The 17,290-nt window shown below is 66.9% G+C and carries 15 protein-coding genes and 1 pseudogene; 10 read left to right on the top strand and 6 right to left on the bottom strand.

What is annotated here, in order from left to right; all coding sequences use genetic code 11:
- Window positions 1-4: 4 nt before the first annotated feature.
- Window positions 5-934: a DUF389 domain-containing protein gene (locus ABIA65_RS16245; RefSeq protein ID WP_241399295.1), complete on the bottom strand. Its 930-nt coding sequence runs from the start codon at window positions 932-934 to the stop codon at window positions 5-7.
- 97 nt (window positions 935-1,031) lie between these two features.
- Window positions 1,032-1,517, bottom strand: a complete 486-nt coding sequence (locus ABIA65_RS16250) for a winged helix-turn-helix transcriptional regulator (RefSeq protein WP_241399296.1) — start codon at window positions 1,515-1,517, stop codon at window positions 1,032-1,034.
- 94 nt (window positions 1,518-1,611) lie between these two features.
- Here ABIA65_RS16250 and ABIA65_RS16255 point away from each other — a divergent pair, with 94 nt between their 5' ends.
- Together ABIA65_RS16255 and ABIA65_RS16260 are read left to right on the top strand one after the other, a co-directional pair.
- A complete protein-coding gene (locus ABIA65_RS16255) occupies window positions 1,612-2,811 on the top strand; it encodes a thiolase family protein (protein ID WP_354524180.1) in 1,200 nt (399 codons plus the stop codon).
- 78 nt (window positions 2,812-2,889) lie between these two features.
- Complete coding sequence (locus ABIA65_RS16260) at window positions 2,890-5,505, top strand: flavin-containing monooxygenase (protein ID WP_354524181.1); 2,616 nt, start codon at window positions 2,890-2,892, stop codon at window positions 5,503-5,505.
- A 49-nt stretch (window positions 5,506-5,554) separates the two neighbouring features.
- Here the strand turns inward: ABIA65_RS16260 and ABIA65_RS16265 are convergent, their stop codons facing one another.
- Both ABIA65_RS16265 and aspS read right to left on the bottom strand, forming a co-directional pair.
- Window positions 5,555-6,010 (bottom strand): nitroreductase family deazaflavin-dependent oxidoreductase, encoded by a 456-nt coding sequence (locus ABIA65_RS16265; RefSeq protein ID WP_354524182.1) that lies wholly within the window; start codon window positions 6,008-6,010, stop codon window positions 5,555-5,557.
- Window positions 6,007-7,782: an aspartate--tRNA ligase gene (gene aspS / locus ABIA65_RS16270; protein WP_354524183.1), complete on the bottom strand. Its 1,776-nt coding sequence runs from the start codon at window positions 7,780-7,782 to the stop codon at window positions 6,007-6,009. The genes ABIA65_RS16265 and aspS overlap by 4 nt, the downstream gene beginning before the upstream one ends.
- An 84-nt stretch (window positions 7,783-7,866) precedes the next feature.
- Here aspS and ABIA65_RS16275 point away from each other — a divergent pair, with 84 nt between their 5' ends.
- Both ABIA65_RS16275 and ABIA65_RS16280 read left to right on the top strand, forming a co-directional pair.
- A complete protein-coding gene (locus ABIA65_RS16275; RefSeq protein ID WP_354524184.1) occupies window positions 7,867-8,757 on the top strand; it encodes an oxidoreductase in 891 nt (296 codons plus the stop codon).
- A gap of 38 nt (window positions 8,758-8,795) precedes the next feature.
- Entirely contained in the window at window positions 8,796-9,305 is a 510-nt protein-coding gene (locus tag ABIA65_RS16280; protein WP_354524185.1) for an SRPBCC family protein, read from the top strand.
- A 19-nt stretch (window positions 9,306-9,324) separates the two neighbouring features.
- Here ABIA65_RS16280 and ABIA65_RS16285 read toward each other — a convergent pair.
- A pseudogene (locus ABIA65_RS16285) lies at window positions 9,325-10,754 on the bottom strand (carboxylesterase/lipase family protein).
- A 140-nt stretch (window positions 10,755-10,894) separates the two neighbouring features.
- Here ABIA65_RS16285 and ypfJ point away from each other — a divergent pair.
- From ypfJ to ABIA65_RS16315, 6 genes are all read left to right on the top strand, one after another.
- Entirely contained in the window at window positions 10,895-11,794 is a 900-nt protein-coding gene (ypfJ, locus tag ABIA65_RS16290) for a KPN_02809 family neutral zinc metallopeptidase (protein ID WP_241399304.1), read from the top strand.
- 16 nt (window positions 11,795-11,810) lie between these two features.
- Window positions 11,811-12,338, top strand: a complete 528-nt coding sequence (locus ABIA65_RS16295) for a DinB family protein (RefSeq protein WP_354524186.1) — start codon at window positions 11,811-11,813, stop codon at window positions 12,336-12,338.
- A 561-nt stretch (window positions 12,339-12,899) separates the two neighbouring features.
- A complete protein-coding gene (locus ABIA65_RS16300) occupies window positions 12,900-13,382 on the top strand; it encodes a hypothetical protein (RefSeq protein WP_354524187.1) in 483 nt (160 codons plus the stop codon).
- Between the two features lie 179 nt (window positions 13,383-13,561).
- Window positions 13,562-14,209 carry a TetR/AcrR family transcriptional regulator gene (locus ABIA65_RS16305; RefSeq protein ID WP_354524188.1) on the top strand — a complete coding sequence of 216 codons (648 nt, stop codon included), beginning with the start codon at window positions 13,562-13,564 and terminating at the stop codon, window positions 14,207-14,209.
- On the top strand, window positions 14,206-15,780 hold the full coding sequence (locus ABIA65_RS16310; RefSeq protein WP_241399307.1) for a flavin-containing monooxygenase: 1,575 nt from the start codon (window positions 14,206-14,208) through the stop codon (window positions 15,778-15,780). Before ABIA65_RS16305 ends, ABIA65_RS16310 begins: the two co-directional genes overlap by 4 nt.
- Window positions 15,777-16,604, top strand: coding sequence for a mycofactocin-coupled SDR family oxidoreductase (locus ABIA65_RS16315; protein WP_241399308.1), 828 nt, complete (start codon window positions 15,777-15,779; stop codon window positions 16,602-16,604). Before ABIA65_RS16310 ends, ABIA65_RS16315 begins: the two co-directional genes overlap by 4 nt.
- A gap of 7 nt (window positions 16,605-16,611) precedes the next feature.
- Here ABIA65_RS16315 and ABIA65_RS16320 read toward each other — a convergent pair whose 3' ends face one another.
- On the bottom strand, window positions 16,612-17,289 hold the full coding sequence (locus tag ABIA65_RS16320) for a DUF427 domain-containing protein (protein WP_241399309.1): 678 nt from the start codon (window positions 17,287-17,289) through the stop codon (window positions 16,612-16,614).
- Window position 17,290: the final 1 nt, after the last annotated feature.

Consider the following 17,290-nt stretch of genomic DNA (forward strand, 5'->3'; position numbering starts at 1 on the left):
CCCGCTAACTAGGAGCCGAGTGCGGGACAAGCCTGCCGCGGGGCCGAATCACCAGCACCAGAACGCCTGCGACAGTGATCCCGACGAGGTTGATGGCGAGTTGGGCCGCGGACTTCGCCGCCACGTCCCAGTCCCCGAGAATCGCTGCCACGACCGCGAACCCCGCCGCCGGAACGGTTGTGACCGAGATGAAGACACCGACGAGCGCGGCCGACTTCGCCGACACCAGGGAGAGCATTCCAGCCGCGCCCGCGAGTAGCGCGACGACCAGACTCAGCGGTCCCACCTGGAAGATGAAGTCAACCTCCTTCACGTTCCGCACAGTGTCCAGGCTCAGCAGTCCCGCCGCCTCGCAGGCGACCGTCGCCAGCGCTGTGATGCCCATCGCCACGGGAAATCCGACCAGCAGCGCCGTTGCCGCGCGGCGAGCCAGATCGGTTCGTCGTCGCACGATCGCCACACTCAGTGCTGCCAGAGGCCCGAACTCGGGGCCGAGCACCATCGCGCCCACGACGGTGACCGTCGAGTCGGTCACCGCGCCGATCGCGGCGAGGAGGCAGGCCAGCGTGAGAAACAGCACGAAGGTGACGGACAGCGTTGCCTCCTCCCGCGTGCGTCCGATGAGCTCGTCCCACACCACGGCGTCGGCCGCGTCGCCCTCGGCGTCGTCCTCGGCCTTGTGAGCCTTGCTCGACAGCACGGTGTCGAGGACTTCGAGGGTTATCGCGCCGCGGTGCTGCACGTCGAGCGCCTTGAGTTCCCTGATCACGTTGTTGGCGCACTCGCGGGCGAGGTCGGCGGTGATCTCGTCGCCCGGCGGGTCCAGCGCGACACCGGGATGAAGCACCAGATTCGCGACGCCCACCTCACGGCGGAGTACGTCGATCACCTCGTCGCGCAGGTCTTCCGGCGCGATCACCCGTAAATGCAACACCCCGAGACGGTAACCGCAAGCGGAGTCCGCAGAGACCTCATCGGGGACTCGCCGCAGGTGTGCTTCACCTCACTTCGGCGGATGTCCGCATCACCAGTCATGAAGTACCTGACCGAGGACGGCTGACCAGTCGCATCCCGAGTTCGTCGGGTGGCACATCGTGGCCGGCGGCGCAACGGATCTCCACACTCGCCTCCGCACCGCAGTCGAGATGGGTTAACCGCAGCCGGCTGTCCTCGAGGTGCTTGCGCCCCCACTCGAACATCGCCCACACCACCGGCATGAACTCGGTGCCGGCCTCGGTGAGGACGTACTCGTCGCGGCTGCGCTGGCCGGGCTCCCGATACGGCTGCTTTGTCAGCAGGCCGGCCTCGACGAGTTCGGTGAGCCGCGCCGACGTGGCGGCCTTGGTGATGCCGACGCGCCGCGCGAAGTCGTCGAACCGGGTGGTGCCGTAGTACGCCTCGCGCATGATGAGCATCGCCGACTTCGTGCCCGCGATGGCCATCGTCTTCTCGATCGGGCACTGCCCGACGGCCGACCACTTGTCGCGGTCGGTGAGCGGTCCCTGCAGGACTGTCATGTACATCACTCCGTGGCTGGGTTGTCGCAACAATACCTAGGTGTTACACCTAAGTATAGAGAGCAGTACTCAGCGACGAGTTCAGGAGCACCTCATGTCCGTTTCGAGCACCCAATACTCCGACCGCGACGCCGTCATCGTCGGCGCCGTACGCACCCCTGTCGGCAAGGGCAAGGCCAGCGGCGCACTGCACGACATTCTGCCGGTGGACCTCCTGGCACACAGCCTGCGCGAGGTCGTCGAACGCACCGGGATCGATCCCGGCCAGATCGACGACGTGATCGCCGGCGCGGTCACCCAGGTCGGCGACCAATCGGTGAACATCGCCCGCAACGCACTGCTCGGCGCGGGATTCCCCGAGAGCGTGCCCGGCACAACCGTGGACCGCCAGTGCGGAAGTAGCCAGCAGGCAATCAGTTTCGCCGCGCAGGGCGTCCTCGCGGGATCCTATGACATCGTCATCGCCTCAGGCGTCGAGTCGATGTCGCGCGTCCCGATGGGTTCCAGTGTGCTGCCGGGCAGCGACCCGTTCGGCGCAGGCATGGGCGCGCGCTACCCCGACGGACTGGTCCCACAGGGCATCAGCGCCGAACTGATCGCCGCCAAGTGGGGGCTGTCGCGCACCGAACTCGACGAGTTCTCCGCGAGCAGCCACGAGAAGGCGGCCCGCGCCACCAAGGACGGCCTCTTCGACAACGAACTCGCTCCCATTGCCGGCCTCTCGACCGACGAGATCATCCGCCCCGGCACCACCGTCGAGACGCTCGCCGGCCTGCGGCCCGCGTTCTACAACGAGGCATATGCGGCGCGCTTCCCCCAGATCAACTGGGAGATCACGCCGGGGAACAGCTCACCGCTGTCCGACGGCAGCGCCGCGGTGATGATCACCAGTGGCGCGGCCGCCCGCAAGCTTGGCCTTCGCCCGCTGGCCCGCATCCACACCATGACGGTGGTCGGCTCGGATCCGCTGTACATGCTGACCGGTGTCATTCCCGCGACGGAGAAGGTGCTCGCCCGCTCGGGGCTGGCGCTGTCCGACATCGACCTGTTCGAGGTCAACGAGGCGTTCGCGCCAGTCGTGCTGTCGTGGGCCCGCGACACCGGTGCGGATCTGGCCAAGACCAACGTCAACGGCGGCGCGATAGCCATCGGACACCCGTTGGGCGCCAGCGGCGCTCGCATCATGACCACGCTGGTCAACGCCCTGGAACAACGCGACGGCCGCTACGCGCTGCAGACGATGTGTGAGGGCGGCGGCATGGCCAACGCGACCATCATCGAGCGTCTCGGCTAAATCGCTCGATCGGCTACCCGGCTCCCCCGCCGGGTCGATACTGAGGTCGACACACCGGATCGGGGTTCGGGGGAACCGATGAGACCGTCACCGACACAGCAGGAGACCGAACCGACGTCCACATCGGAGACACCCGATGTGGACGTCGTCGTAGTGGGGGCCGGCGCCGCCGGACTGAATGCGGTGCACAGGCTCCGGGGCTCCGGGTTCTCCGTACGGGCCATCGAGTCCGCCGATGACATCGGCGGCACCTGGTACTGGAACCGCTATCCGGGCGCGAGGGTCGACATCCCGAGCGTGGACTACATGTACAGCTTCGACCCGGATTGGCATACCGACTGGCAGTGGTCGGAGAAGTACGCCACCCAACCCGAGATCCTGCGGTACCTCAATCACGTCGCCGAGAAGTTCGATCTCCGTCGCGACCTGCAGTTCAACACACGTGTTGAGGGCGCTCAGTGGGATGAGCGGACCGCGCTGTGGCACGTGCACACCGACCGCGGCAGCATCTCCTGCCGTTTTCTGCTGATGGCGACCGGCTGCCTGTCCATCCCGAAGCAACCCGATATCGACGGCATCGACCGATTCCAGGGCGAGGTCTTGTTCACTAATCGGTGGCCACACGACGAGGTCGACTTCACCGACAAACGGGTGGCGGTCATCGGCACCGGTTCTTCGGGGGTCCAGACCATCCCGCATATCGCGTCGCAGGCCCGCGAATTGGTGGTGTTTCAGCGCACGCCCAACTTCTCGATACCCGCGCACAACGGTCCGCTGGCGCAGGAGAAGCTCGGCCAACTCGTCGCCGACGAGGCGGCCTACCGCGAAGCGGCACGGTTCTCGCGCGGCGGTGTCCCCCAGGAGCGCAGTGTCACTCCGACTTTCAGCGTATCGGCAGAGGAGCGCGAACAGCGTTACGAGCGCGCCTGGCAGATCGGCGAACTGCTCGAGACGATCAACGTATACGCCGACGTGATGAGCGACCCGGCCGCCAATCACGAACTGGCCGAGTTCTTCCGGAACAAGATCCGGGCCACCGTCGACGATCCGAGGATCGCCGAGCTACTGTGCCCGACGACGTACCCGGTCGGCGCGAAACGGATGTGCCTTGACACCGGCTACTACGCCACGTTCAACCGGCCCAACGTCACACTGGTAGACCTGCGCGAGCATCCACTACGCGGTCTCACCGCAGACGGAATCGACACGGCAGACGGATCTTTCAGTTTCGACACCATCGTGTTCGCCACCGGGTTCGATGCGGTGACGGGCGCGATCGTCGCGGTGGACATCACCGGGCGGGACGGTCAGATACTCAGGGACAAGTGGGCCTCTGGGCCGTCAACCTACCTGGGGCTGACCACCACCGGCTTTCCGAACCTGTTCCTGATCACCGGCCCCGGTAGCCCGTCGGTGTTGTCGAACATGATGGTGTCCATCGAGCAGCACGTGGACATGGTCGCCGAACTGCTCACCGGCCTGCGCGCCGATGGCTTCGACACCATTGAACCGACCGATACCGCCGAGGCCGGATGGATGCAGCATGTTCAGGACTGTGCGGACATCACGCTGTTTCCCCGTGCCGACTCCTGGTACATGGGTGCGAACATCCCCGGCAAACCGCGCGCCTTCCTGCCGTACGCCGCAGGTGTCGACTTCTATCGCACCGCCTGCGACGAGGTTCTGGCCCGAGATTGCCTGGGTTTCAGACGATTAGGACCAGCCGGGCAGAATTGCGCAGACGGCGTGATCCGCCGTTTGCAGCCCGACGTTCAAATGGTCCTGTTCGAACTGGCGGCGCTGAATCCACCGGCACTGGAAACGCTGACTCCGGCGCAGGCACGCGGCGCGGTCGCCGAGGCCGCCACCGTGCGTCCGCCGGGCCCCGAGGTCGGCGAGATCGTCGACGGTCTGTACCCCGGCGCGACCGACAACCTGGGCTACCGGCTGTACCGGCCGCCTAGTCCCGGTCCGCATCCGGTCCTGGTCTACTTCCACGGCGGCGGATGGGTTCTCGGCGACGCGCGGTCCGACGATCCGCTGTGCCGGGACCTGTGCGTGCGCACCGACTCGGTCATCATCTCGGTCGACTACCGGCACGCCCCCGAGCACCCCTTCCCGGCCGCGATCGAGGACGGCTTCGCAGCCGTGAGCTGGGTCGCCGACAACGCTGAGCCGCTCGGTTGCGCGCCAGGCAGCCTGATGGTCGGCGGCTGGAGCGCCGGTGCCGGGATCGCCGCCGTGGTCTGCCAACTGGCGCGCGAAGCGGGTGCGCCAGCCATCATCGGCCAGGCCCTGCTGGCACCGGTGACCGACGCCAACACGTCAACTGCGTCCTACACCGAGAACGGTCACGGATACGACCTGGACACCTCGCTGATGCAGTGGTTCCTCGACCAGTACTCGGAACCATCCGAGCGTGCCGACGCGCGCATCGCCCCGCTGCGTGCGACGGACCTGACCGGGCTGCCACCGGCGGTGGTCGTCACCTGCGAATTCGACGTCCTGCGTGACGCGGGTACCGCCTACGCCGATGCACTGGCCGCGGCGGGCGTGCCCACCGAGCACATCCGTGCGCGCGGTCACACGCACTGCTCGCTGACCATGGTCGACCTGGTGGTCTCAGGGGCGCCGGTGCGTCAGGAGTTCGCCGCCGCGGTGCGCCGGTTGGCCACGACGCCAGCGCCCTTGTGATTTCGGCGCGGTAAGGAGCGCTCAGCGCGCTTTTCCGCGCCGAAATCGCTCAGTTGCGGGCGCGGGTCAGCTCGAATAGCGGGATCGCCCGCGTCGTGTTGGCCTGGTAGTCGGCGAACACCGGCGCGACCTCGACGACCTTCGGGTAGGCGGCATCGCGCTCGGCAGCTGACAGCTCCCGCACGTCGACGCCGTACTCGTCGGTCCCCACCTCGATCCGCGCCCGCGGATTGGCGCGCAGGTTGTGCACCCAGGCCGGATCCTTGGGCGCACCGGCGTAGGAGCCGACGATCAGCATCTTGTCGTCGACCGTCAGGTAGGCCAGCGGGGACAGCCGCGGCTGACCCGACTTGGCTCCCGTGGTGTGCAGCAGCAGAAGGGTGCCACCCTCGAACGGTCCGCCGACGATTCCGGCGTTTGCCCGGAACTCCTCGACGATCTTGCGGTTGAAGTCATCGAGCGCGGCGGTGTCGGCCACGAGCTTTCCCTTGTCCAATTCGGTCATACCTCTTCCGACTTCTTCGGCTTGGCATCTATTCCCGATTCCTTGCGCTGCTGCGGGGTGATCGGCGCAGGGGCGTCGGTCAGTGGGTCGACGCCACCACCCGACTTCGGGAATGCGATGACCTCTCGGATCGAGTCCGCGCCGGCGAGCAGAGCCGTGATGCGGTCCCAGCCCATCGCGAAGCCGCCGTGCGGCGGGGCGCCGTAGGAGAACGCGTCGAGCAGGAAGCCGAACTTCTCCTGCGCCTCCTCCTCGCCGATGCCCATCACGGCGAACACCCGCTCCTGAATGTCCTTGCGGTGGATACGGATGCTGCCGCCGCCGATCTCGTTGCCATTGCAGACGATGTCGTAGGCATACGCCAGCGCCGAGGCGGGGTCGGTGTCGAAGGTGTCGAGGAACTCCGGCTTGGGCGAGGTGAACGCGTGGTGCACCGCCGTCCAGGCCGAGTAGCCGAGCGCGACGTCGCCGCTGGCGACGGCGTCTCCTGTGGGCTCGAACATCGGGGCGTCCACGATCCACACGAACGCCCACGCTTCTGCGTCAATGAGGTCCTGTTTACGCGCGATCTCGCCGCGCGCGGCGCCGAGCAGCGCGCGCATCGGCTTGGTGGCGCCGGCCGCGAAGAATATGCAGTCTCCGGGCGCGGCGCCGACGTGCGCGGCCAGACCGTCGCGTTCGGCGTCGGTGAGGTTCTTGGCGACCGGACCGGCCAGGGTGCCGTCCTCGGCGACCGTGACGTATGCCAGGCCCTTGGCCCCGCGCTGCTTGGCCCACTCCTGCCAGGCGTCGAACTGGCGCCGCGGCTGGCTGGCCCCACCGGGCATGACGACGGCGCCCACGTACTCGGCCTGGAAGACGCGGAACGTGGTGTCCTTGAAGTACTCGGTGCACTCGACGAGTTCGAGGCCGAAGCGCAGGTCCGGCTTGTCCGAGCCGTAGCGGCGCATCGCCTCGGCGTAGGTCATGCGCGGGATCGGGGTGACGATCTCATGCCCGATCAGGCGCCACAACGCGGTCAGCACCTCCTCGCCCAGCGCGATGACGTCGTCCTGGTCGACGAAGCTCATCTCGACGTCGAGCTGGGTGAACTCGGGCTGCCGGTCGGCGCGGAAGTCCTCATCGCGGTAACAGCGCGCGATCTGGTAGTACCGCTCCATACCCGCGACCATCAACAACTGCTTGAACAGCTGCGGGCTCTGCGGCAGCGCGTAGAACGAGCCGGGCTGCAGACGCGCGGGCACCAGGAAGTCGCGGGCGCCCTCCGGGGTGGAGCGGGTCAGCGTCGGGGTCTCGATCTCGATGAAGTCGTGGTCGGCCAGCACACCGCGGGCGGCGGCATTCACCTTCGAGCGCAACCGGATTGCGTTACCGGGGCCCTCACGGCGCAGGTCGAGGTAGCGGTACTTCAGACGGGCTTCCTCGCCGGCGGTCTCGTCGAGCTGGAACGGCAGTGGCGCACTCTCGCTCAGCACCGTCAGCGTCGTGGCGTTGACCTCGATGTCACCCGTCGCGATATCCGTGTTGGCGTTGCCCTCGGGGCGAACCTCCACAACACCGGTGACCGTGACGCAGAACTCGGCGCGCAGCCGGTGGGCCTGCTCAAGAACGGCGGCGTCGCGGAACACCACCTGGGCCACACCGGAGGAGTCACGCAGATCGATGAAGATGACGCCACCGTGGTCTCGGCGGCGAGCCACCCATCCGGCCAACGTCACCGTCTGCCCAGCGTCGGTGGACCGCAACGAACCGGCGGCATGACTGCGCAACACGAATAGCTCCTCGAATGGTGGGGTGGGCCGACTGATCAGTCTAGAGGTGACGATCCACAGGTAATTCCCACCGGTAGCTTGGCGATGGTGGACACCAGCATCGCACTCGTCGGCCCCGGCGCCATCGGCTCCACGATTGCCGCACTGGTACACGCCGAAGGCCATCCGGTGATCCTCTGCGGGCGCACACCGCGGGAGTCGATCGAGCTGAGGCCCGATGACGGCGATCCCATCGTCGTGCCGGGACCCGTGCGCACCGACCCGGACTCGATCAACGGACCCGTCGACGTTGTGCTGCTCGCCGTGAAGGACACCCAGAACGATGCGGCCGCCGCATGGCTGGCCCGGCTGTGCGACGCGAACACCGTGGTCCTGGCACTGCAGAACGGTGTCGAGCAGGTGGACCGGGTGGGCCAGCACTGTCCCGAGTCGACGGTCATGCCGTGCGTCGTCTGGTTCTCGGCCGAGACGCAGCCCGACGGCTGGGTTCGGCTGCGCACGCCTGTGCGGCTGGTGCTGCCCGACGTGCCCGCCGCGGGCCTGCTGGCGCGGACGCTGAGTGGGCCGCGGCTATCGGTCGACGCCGATCCCGACTTCATCACAGCGACGTGGCACAAGCTGCTCGTCAACGCGGTGGCCGGACTGATGGTCCTGACAGGCCGCAAGTCCGGCATGTTCCGCCGTGACGACGTGGCGGGGCTCGCGCGCCGGTACCTAGCCGAGTGCATCACCGTCGCGCGTGCCGAGGGTGCGGCGCTCGACGACGGGGTGATCGAACAGACGGTGCGCCTGTTCACCGAGGTGCCCGAGGACATGACGACCTCGATGCTGACCGACCGCGAGCAGGGCAGGCCGCTGGAGTGGGACATCCGCAACGGCGTCATCGCCCGCAAGGCGGCGGCGCACGGGCTTGCCACGCCGATCAGCGACGTGCTGGTGCCGCTGCTCGCCGCGGCAGGCGAGGGCCCGGGCTGATGGCACTGGGTAGACACTGCGCCCTAGAGTGTCTACCCATGGTCAGGGTCTACCCGTGTGAACACGTCTCGCTCGACTTCATCGACAGCGCACCGTTCCGGTTCGTCAGCACTGTCGATCTGGCGATCACCCCTGAGCAGCTGTTCGAGGTGCTCGGCGACGCACAGTCGTGGCCGCACTGGGCGACGGTGATCACCAACGTGGAGTGGACCAGTCCCGAGCCCCGCGGCGTCGGCACCACCAGGACCGTCAGCATGCGCGGCACCATCGTCGGCGACGAGGAGTTCATCGCGTGGGAGCCGTTCTCCCACATGGCATTCCGCTTCAATCAGAGCACATCGAACGCCATATCCGCGTTCGCCGAGGACTATCGGGTGGTGCAGACCGAGAACGGCTGCCATCTGACGTGGGTGATGGCCATCAAGCCCAACGGCCTGGCGGGCAGGCTCGGCCTGACGCTGGGGCAGCCGGTCATGGCGTGGTTGTTCCAGCGCTTCCTGCACAATCTCCGCCGCTACACCGATGAGCGCTTGCGCGAAGAGCATTGAACACCGACGAGCGGTACGGCTAGACCAACCCCTCCCATGCTGAGCGCCTGACCCGGTCGGGGTCGGCCACGGTGTCATCGCGGGTGGACCGGATGACGCGGGTCCGACGTTCCTCCGAGTCATAGCGCGGCCAGTCCTGTCCCAGTTCGCGCGTCGCGAAGTCCAGCCAGGTGCGCTGCATACGCCTGCCGACCGCGGGCTGCACATGCCGGCCGAGCGGATGGATCTTGCGGCCCAGGTACGACGCGTAACTGTGTTGGATGTGGACGATCTCGCTGCCATGCGTGGCGCCGAGCCCCAACGCCCGTAGCGTCCACGCGGTGTGGTCGAAGCGGTACACGTAGGTCGGCGCATGGGCGCTGTACGCGTCGGCGAACGCCCACGTGGGCGCCCCGAACATGGCGTCCGACCCGATGGCTATCAGTGCGCTGCGCCGAGGGTAGACCGGATAGGCCGCCAGCACGCCGTCCCTGGCATCGGGCGCGGTGCGCTCGAAGTAGGCATCGATAGTCGGTGCCGTGGTGGGCAGCATCGGCGGCTTGCCCCACGCGAACATCGACGCCTCGTGGCTGTTGGTGCCGATGATCAGCGGAACCCCCGACACCGCCCCCGCCCTGGCCGCGTCGATCGGATGTCGGGGAAGCAACTCGACACCGTGGGTTAGGCCGTACGCCAGAGCCGGTGTGTCGGCGACGCTCTCGGCCTGCAACTCCCCCGCCGCGCGCCGCAACTGGCGCTGCGGCAGGTCCTTGACCTCGTCGACGCCGACCCCGAGTCGTTCCAGGAAACGTCGAGCCCGAGCGGCGCGGGTCTCACGATCGGCGATCAGCGGCAACGCCGGGCTTTGTGCGATCGCGCGGGAGAACAGGCCGCGACTGGCAGGGCTGGCCAACAGCGCCAACACCGATGTCGCTCCGGCGGATTCACCGAACACCGTGACGCGGGCGGGATCCCCGCCGAATGCGGCGATGTTGTCGCGCACCCACTCCAGTGCCGCGAGTTGGTCCCGCAGGCACAGGTTGTCGTCGAACCCGTCACCGAGGTCGCCGAGTTCGAAGCCACCGAACACACCGAGCCGATACGTCACGTTGACCACGACGACGTCGCCGTTGGCCGCGAGCCGCGAACCGTTGTAGAGCTGCAGCTGCCCCGCCCCGTACACGAACGCGCCGCCGGGAATCCACACCATCACCGGCAGCTCGCCATGCGGATCGGGTGACCAGACCGTCACCGTCAGACAGGCCTCGTCGCGGACCTTCGGGTCGTCGCGCCCACCCCCGACGAACGACCGGCCCTGCGGCGGCAACGGCCCGTGCTCCACCGCGTCACGAATACCCGACCACGGTTGTGGCGGAGCGGGTGCGAGAAACCGTCGCGGTCCGACGGGCTGCTCGGCGTACGCGACGCCTCGCCACACGTTGACGCCGCCCTCCAGGTCCCGCGGAGCATGCCGGCGCGGGTGTGCGCCACGGTCGGGATCTCCGCAGTTTCGCGCTGAGCGGCCACGCCAGAATCGTAGTGTGGGAAGCTGAACGCGGCTGGCCACCAGCCCCCTGGCACGGTGTCGATTGACCCGAACGGAGCGTGTGATGACCTTCAACGAGGGTATGCAGATCGACACCAGCACGACGTCGAGCAGCGGGGGCGGAGGCGGCGGTCGTCGCGTCGCGATCGGCGGCGGCATCGGCGGCCTGCTCGTCGTGGTCCTCGCCCTCTTCCTCGGCGTCGACCCCGGCACCGTGCTTCCGCAGGGCGGCACCACTGAATACGACACGCAGGGCGTGGAGTCCCCGGGCTTCGACCTCAGCCAGTGCAAGACCGGCAAGGACGCGAACTCCATCACACAGTGTCGCGTGGTCGCCACGGGCAACTCGGTCGACGGAGTGTGGTCTCAGCTGCTGCGGGGCTACACCCGCCCGCGAGTCCAACTCTTCGACGGGCAGGTGCAGACGAATTGCGGTCCTGCCACCGCCGACGTCGGCCCGTTCTACTGCCCCGCCGATCAAACGGCGTACTTCGACACCTCGTTCTTCGACGTTCTCGTCCGGGACTTCGGTTCCAGCGGCGGCCCGTTGGCACAGGAGTACGTCGTCGCCCACGAGTTCGGCCACCACGTCCAGAACCTTGCGGGCGTGCTCGGCCGGGCACAGCAGGGACCCGCGGGCGCCGAGGGCAACGGGGTCCGGACCGAACTGCAGGCCGACTGCTACGCCGGCGTCTGGGCCCACTACGCCGCGATCACCAAGCAGGAGAGCACTGGCGAGACGTTCCTGGAACCGTTGACCGACAAGGACATCGCCGATGCCCTGTCAGCGGCGGCCTCGGTCGGTGACGACCGTATTCAGGAGACAGCGACGGGCCGGGTCAACCCGGAGTCGTGGACCCACGGTTCGTCCGAGGGCCGTCAGCACTGGTTCACGGTCGGGTATCAGACGGGCGACCCGAACAAGTGCGACACCTTCTCGGCTCGGGATCTTCAACAGGGCTGAGCCCGGGACCCGGATCGTGGGAGACATCGAGCCCGACACCAAGGACTGGACCTGGGTGACTCGGGAGCCCTGCCCCGATTGCGGCTTCGATGCGCTGACCGTCGAGCCGGCGGAGGTGTCCACACGCATTCGCGCTGACGCGCAGGCCTGGCCGGGTCGTCTGAACGTCGCCTCGGCGACCAGACGTCCGGCACCCGATGTGTGGTCGGTCCTCGAATACGGCTGCCACGTCCGCGATGTACACCGCATCTTCGATCACCGGGTGCGGCTGATGCTCACCCAGCACGACCCGTCATTTCCCAACTGGGACCAGAACGAGACAGCCATAGCCAACGACTACGCCTCGCAGTCGCCAGACGTCGTCGCAGGTGAGCTGCTCGAGGCGGCGAGCACCGTCGCCAACACCTACGACACGGTGCCCGACGACGGATGGTCGCGACGTGGATTCCGTGGCAATGGAAGCGAATTCACCGTCAGCTCCATTGCGCTCTATCACTTGCACGACATCGTCCACCACGCCTGGGACGTCGATCCGCAACGCTGACGACCAGCTCACGCAGTGGCACCGGTTCGACGCCACGCGACGCGCTCACGCCTCGTTTGGCCTGCGCGCCACCGCTCCGGCTACATAGCGCACCTAGCCGTTCTCCGGCGTCCAACGAGAGTTCAAACCAGCCAGATTCGTTCACTAGCAGAGTTGCTGAACTCATGTCAAAGCTCCATCGATTCGCTAGCGGACGGCGCTAGAAGACGTCGCGAATAATTGACGTGATTAGAGATTAGAAGAGCCAACGACCTGAATTGTCCCGCGATTTGGCAAATCCACCAACGCGCCGTGCAACAGTTTAACGACGTGTCGTTCACCTCGCGTTTTCCAGTAATTTCCCGGGTCAAGGCGTCACGTAACCTGCCCGCTGCCACCAGAGGTGAGCACACCCGCACACCGCGAAATCGGATAGCAAATCAAATCGAATAGGCGACTGGCCACGCTGGAGCACTGCCGGGCCGTTGGTCAACAACTCGTAAGAACTTCGATTGCACCCATTCGCCACGCGCCGTGGTAACTTTGCTGCGGTCGGAATAACAGTTGCTGAAGGAGTCACTCATGGGCCACCGCATCGTCCGGAAGATCATCACCGCCGCCGCCATGGCTACCGGTACCGCCGCACTCGCCAGCGCGATGGCACTCGGCAGCGCCGGGATGGCGCAGGCCGATCAGAACGTCGTCAAGAACACCGGCAACAAGGTCACCCCGGGCAAGGTCACCGCCGGAGTCACCAACAACAACGGCAGCGGAGGCCTCTTCGGCGGACTCGGCGGCTTCCTGAACAACCTGGGCACCGTGGGCACCAACGCGATCACCCAGGTCGGCACGGCCGGCAACAATGCCATCTCACAGACCGGTACCGCCGGCAACAACGCACTCAGCCAGGTCGGCACCGCCGGCAACAACGCACTCAGCCAGACGGGCACCGCGGGCAACAACGCCCTCAACCAGGTCGGCACCGCGGGCACGAATGCCATCTCGCAGACCGGCACCGCGATCAACAACGCGGTCGGCCAGGTCACCGGTGGCGGCACGCCGTAATCACTGTGCGGTAGTCACTGTGCGGTAGTCACTGTGCGGTAGTCACTATGCGGTAGTCACACTGCGGTGGTCACATCGCAGCTCACGACGGGCGTCACCATTTCGGTGGCGCCCGTCGTGCTGTCTCGACGTGCTGGCACCCATTGACCACATTGAACAGATATCGCTAATGTGTGCAAATGCCGCCTGCCGACCAGCCCCGACGGGCAGTGTCGCCCCCACTGCTCGCCGCCGCCGGGGAAACGTTGCGCAGGCTGGGCCCGCGCCGGTTCAGCCTCACCGCCGTGGCCGAGGCGGCCGGCGTCTCGCGAGGCACGGTGCACAACGCGTTCGGCAGCCGCGACTATGCGATAAGGACCGCGCTCGACCATCTCGCGGCGGCCTTCGTCGAGACCATGGCAGCCGAGGTCGAACGATCCGACACACTGGTCGATCAGGTCAGCGCCGCAGCGATTCTCACCTGCGCCCACCGCCAGCGCTCTGACCACGTCGCACCCGGCGGAGTCAACGAGAGCATCGTTGTCCTGCTACTGCGCAACATCGGCGACGATCTGGTCAGGCGCGCGATCGATCTGTGGAAGCCACTGGTCAAGGCTGCTCAGAGTCGCGGTGAGATCGGCTCCGGCGTCGATCCCGCGCGCGCAGCCGAATGGATCGTGCGCGTTCTGTTCAGCTTCGAGCTGCTGCCCCCGATGGGCGTGAACCTCGACAGTCCGCGCGCTGTCAAAAGATTCGTCACCGAGTTCACGGTTGCCGGATTGACGGGAACATATGGCACGGCGGGCAGGAGCGCAGCGACCCGGGAAACACATGGAGGACATCGATGACCGAGCCCGACTATGAAGTCGCCATCATCGGCGCGGGGCCCGGCGGAATCGCCGCCGCTCACTCGCTACGACAGCGGGGCATAACGGACTTCGTCATCATCGAGCGGGCCGACGACTTCGGTGGGTCGTGGCGCGACAACCACTACCCCGGTCTCGCCGTGGACATCCCGAGCCTGTGGTACCAACTGTCGTTCGCCCCGAACCCGGACTGGTCACGGCTGTTCGCACCAGGACCCGAGCTGTACAGGTACTTGCGGGACACCGCCGCCCAAATGGGCCTCTACGACCACCTCATGGCGAATGCCCCGGTTGTCCAACAGCGGTGGGACGACGTCAGTGGCCTCTGGCACCTACACATCGAAGACCAGCGAGTCGTGACCGCCAGGTTCGTGATCAGCTCGGTCGGCGGCTACGTCAACGCCAAGAACTCCGTCGACATCGACGGATTGGAGGACTTCACCGGAACCGTCCTGCGGCCCAACGCCTGGGACGACACCTACGTCACCGCGGGCAAGCGGATCGCGGTGATCGGCACCGGCTCCAGCGGCGTCCAGATCGCGGGGGCAGTCTCTGCCGACGCCGCCAGCCTCGACGTCTACCAGCGCACCCCGGCCTGGGTACTGCCGAAGATCGACTTCGATCTCCCGCCTGCGATGCGCCGAATCCTGCGGATTCCCGGTGTCTTTCCCGCCGTCAACGCGTTCGGGCGCCTGCTCATGGACGTTGCCATGATCGCCCCGATCGTGCACGTCTTCTCACGGCTGCCGGACCGGCTCCTCGTCCGGCTCATCCCGTTCTACGACGCCTACTGCCGCGGGCTGTACCGGCTGTTGCTGCGGGCGACGGTGCGTGATCCGGCGACGCGAGCTGCCCTGGTACCCCGGTACGGGATCATGGCGAAGCGTCCCGTCATCTCGAGCGCATTTCTGTCGGCGCTCAACGATCCGGGCACGCGGCTGATCACGACACCCATCGAGCGGATCACGCGCGACGGCGTGCGCACCACCGACGGCGTGGACCATCCCGCCGACCTTCTGGTGCTGGCCACCGGGTATGAGCTCTGGACTGATCCGGAGACCTATCGTCCGGGAACTATTGTCGGCGCAGGAGGATTCGACCTCGCCGAGTACTACCGCGCCCACGGTATGCAGAGCTATGCCGGCACGGCACACCCGCGGCTGCCCAATCGGTGGGAGATCGTCGGGCCGCTCGGCTACGTCGGATTCGCCTGGTGCGACTTCGTCGAGACGACGGCCGCCCACGCCGTGCGCGTCATCGCCGAGACGCGTAACCGCGACCGGCAGGTGGCCGCCGTGAGCCAGGACGCCTTCAACCGGTGGAACGAGCTGATGGCCCGCCGCGGTAAAACCGCTCACCTGTACTTCACCGAGTGCAATCCGACGCTGAGCACCTACTTCGTGAACTCCCGCCGCGAGACCGTCTACCACCGGCCCCAGACCATCACCGCGTCGCGTTGGTTCGCCCGACGGGGTCCACTCACCGACTATGCGTACACCCGACGATCGGCCGCGGTGACGGCACGACCGCTACCGAAGGAGCAATCGGCATGACCGACACCCACAAACCACTGGCTGGCCGTGTCGCGTACGTCACGGGATCGGCTCGGGGCCAAGGCCGTTCGCACTGTGTGCGGCTGGCGCGAGCCGGCGCTGACGTCGTCGCGATCGATGCGTGCGGTCCGGTGGCCGAGAGTAACGGCTACGTGGCGGCCACCCCTGAGGACCTCGCGGAGACGGTGCGACTGGTCGAGAACGAGGGCCGAAAGATCCTCGCCAAGGAGGTCGACGTCCGGGACGCCGATGGCCAGCTACGGGTGGTAGCCGAGGCCATCGAGCAGTTCGGCCGACTCGATATCGTCGTGGCCAATGCCGGGGTGTTGAACTGGGGTCGGCTGTGGGAGATCTCGCCGCAGCAGTGGCAGGAGACCATCGACACCAATCTCACCGGGGTGTGGAACACCATCCGTGCCGTCGTGCCCCCGATGATCGCCGCGGGCAACGGTGGTTCGATCATCACCATCAGCTCGGCAGCGGGAATCAAGGCCGTCCCGGGTTGCGGACACTACTGCGCCTCGAAGTTCGGCGTCGTAGGGCTGACGAACTCGCTGGCAATCGAGCTGGGCGAGTTCGGAATCCGTGTCAACTCCGTTCACCCATACGGCACGGACACGCCGATGGGCAATGACGTGTCGATGTACCAGATGCTCGCCGACCACCAGACCTACATCCACAGCTTCTCCCCCGGCGCCCTGCCGACTGACTCGCTCGCCGCGCCCGACCTCATCTCCGACATCGTCCTCTGGTTGGCCAGCGACGCGTCGTCGTTGATCACCGCCGCCCAGATCCCCGCCGACAAGGGCTATCTCAAGATCTGAGCGGCCATCAGCCAGCGGGTAACTCCGCGTCGAGCAGCACGTCGGGTCCCTCGAAACTCAGGAATCCGCGAATGGGCTCGGACTCCGGTAGCGGGTCCGCGTAGCTCCACCCGACGTCGGGCACCACGGTGTCGCCGATCACCGCCGCCCAGTAGGTGGCCACACCCTTGTAGTTGCAGTAGCTCGAGGTGTCGGTGGCACTCAGCAGGTCGGTCCGGACATGCTTGGGATCGACGTAAAGCCTTGGTGCCAGGGATGTCTCGAACACGATGACGGTGTCATCGGTGTCGACGAGAGTCTGGCCAGCAACCTCGACGCGCAACCGCCGCCTCGTCGGCCTGCAGTCGACCCGGTGATACGGGTTGGGCGGATAGTGCACCAGCGCACGCCCCTCCTCGATCCACGTGTCCACCGCATCCCATGGCACCACGACGTAGCCGGGGGCCTCGGGTTCGGGTCGTCGGGGCAGGTCGCCCACGTCGTCGACGGGAAACGCGAAACTCAGTGGACTGCCCTCGCGGTGCACCAGCAGTGCGCGTTCGGTGTCGATGACAATCCGACCCGCTTGCAGCGCCTGCACCCGTCGGCGGTGAGGCTCGACGAACACGATGGAGCCTGTCACCGGCGGCGCCAGCCGTCCCAGCCGATGCGAGCTGAGCGGACCGCTGCCTGCGACCAGACTCATC

Source organism: Mycolicibacterium sp. 624 (assembly GCF_040548615.1).
Taxonomy (GTDB): domain Bacteria; phylum Actinomycetota; class Actinomycetes; order Mycobacteriales; family Mycobacteriaceae; genus Mycobacterium.

Excerpts from the sequence above, each read along its gene's own strand:
- ABIA65_RS16275 (WP_354524184.1), top strand. The coding sequence starts at position 7,867 with ATGGTGGACACCAGCATCGCACTCGTCGGCCCCGGCGCCATCGGCTCC.
- ABIA65_RS16250 (WP_241399296.1), bottom strand. The coding sequence starts at position 1,517 with ATGACAGTCCTGCAGGGACCGCTCACCGACCGCGACAAGTGGTCGGCC.
- ypfJ (WP_241399304.1), top strand. The coding sequence starts at position 10,895 with ATGACCTTCAACGAGGGTATGCAGATCGACACCAGCACGACGTCGAGC.
- ABIA65_RS16315 (WP_241399308.1), top strand. The coding sequence starts at position 15,777 with ATGACCGACACCCACAAACCACTGGCTGGCCGTGTCGCGTACGTCACG.
- ABIA65_RS16265 (WP_354524182.1), bottom strand. The coding sequence starts at position 6,010 with ATGACCGAATTGGACAAGGGAAAGCTCGTGGCCGACACCGCCGCGCTC.
- ABIA65_RS16300 (WP_354524187.1), top strand. The coding sequence starts at position 12,900 with ATGGGCCACCGCATCGTCCGGAAGATCATCACCGCCGCCGCCATGGCT.
- ABIA65_RS16260 (WP_354524181.1), top strand. The coding sequence starts at position 2,890 with ATGAGACCGTCACCGACACAGCAGGAGACCGAACCGACGTCCACATCG.
- ABIA65_RS16310 (WP_241399307.1), top strand. The coding sequence starts at position 14,206 with ATGACCGAGCCCGACTATGAAGTCGCCATCATCGGCGCGGGGCCCGGC.
- ABIA65_RS16305 (WP_354524188.1), top strand. The coding sequence starts at position 13,562 with ATGCCGCCTGCCGACCAGCCCCGACGGGCAGTGTCGCCCCCACTGCTC.
- ABIA65_RS16280 (WP_354524185.1), top strand. The coding sequence starts at position 8,796 with ATGGTCAGGGTCTACCCGTGTGAACACGTCTCGCTCGACTTCATCGAC.
- ABIA65_RS16320 (WP_241399309.1), bottom strand. The coding sequence starts at position 17,289 with ATGAGTCTGGTCGCAGGCAGCGGTCCGCTCAGCTCGCATCGGCTGGGA.
- ABIA65_RS16255 (WP_354524180.1), top strand. The coding sequence starts at position 1,612 with ATGTCCGTTTCGAGCACCCAATACTCCGACCGCGACGCCGTCATCGTC.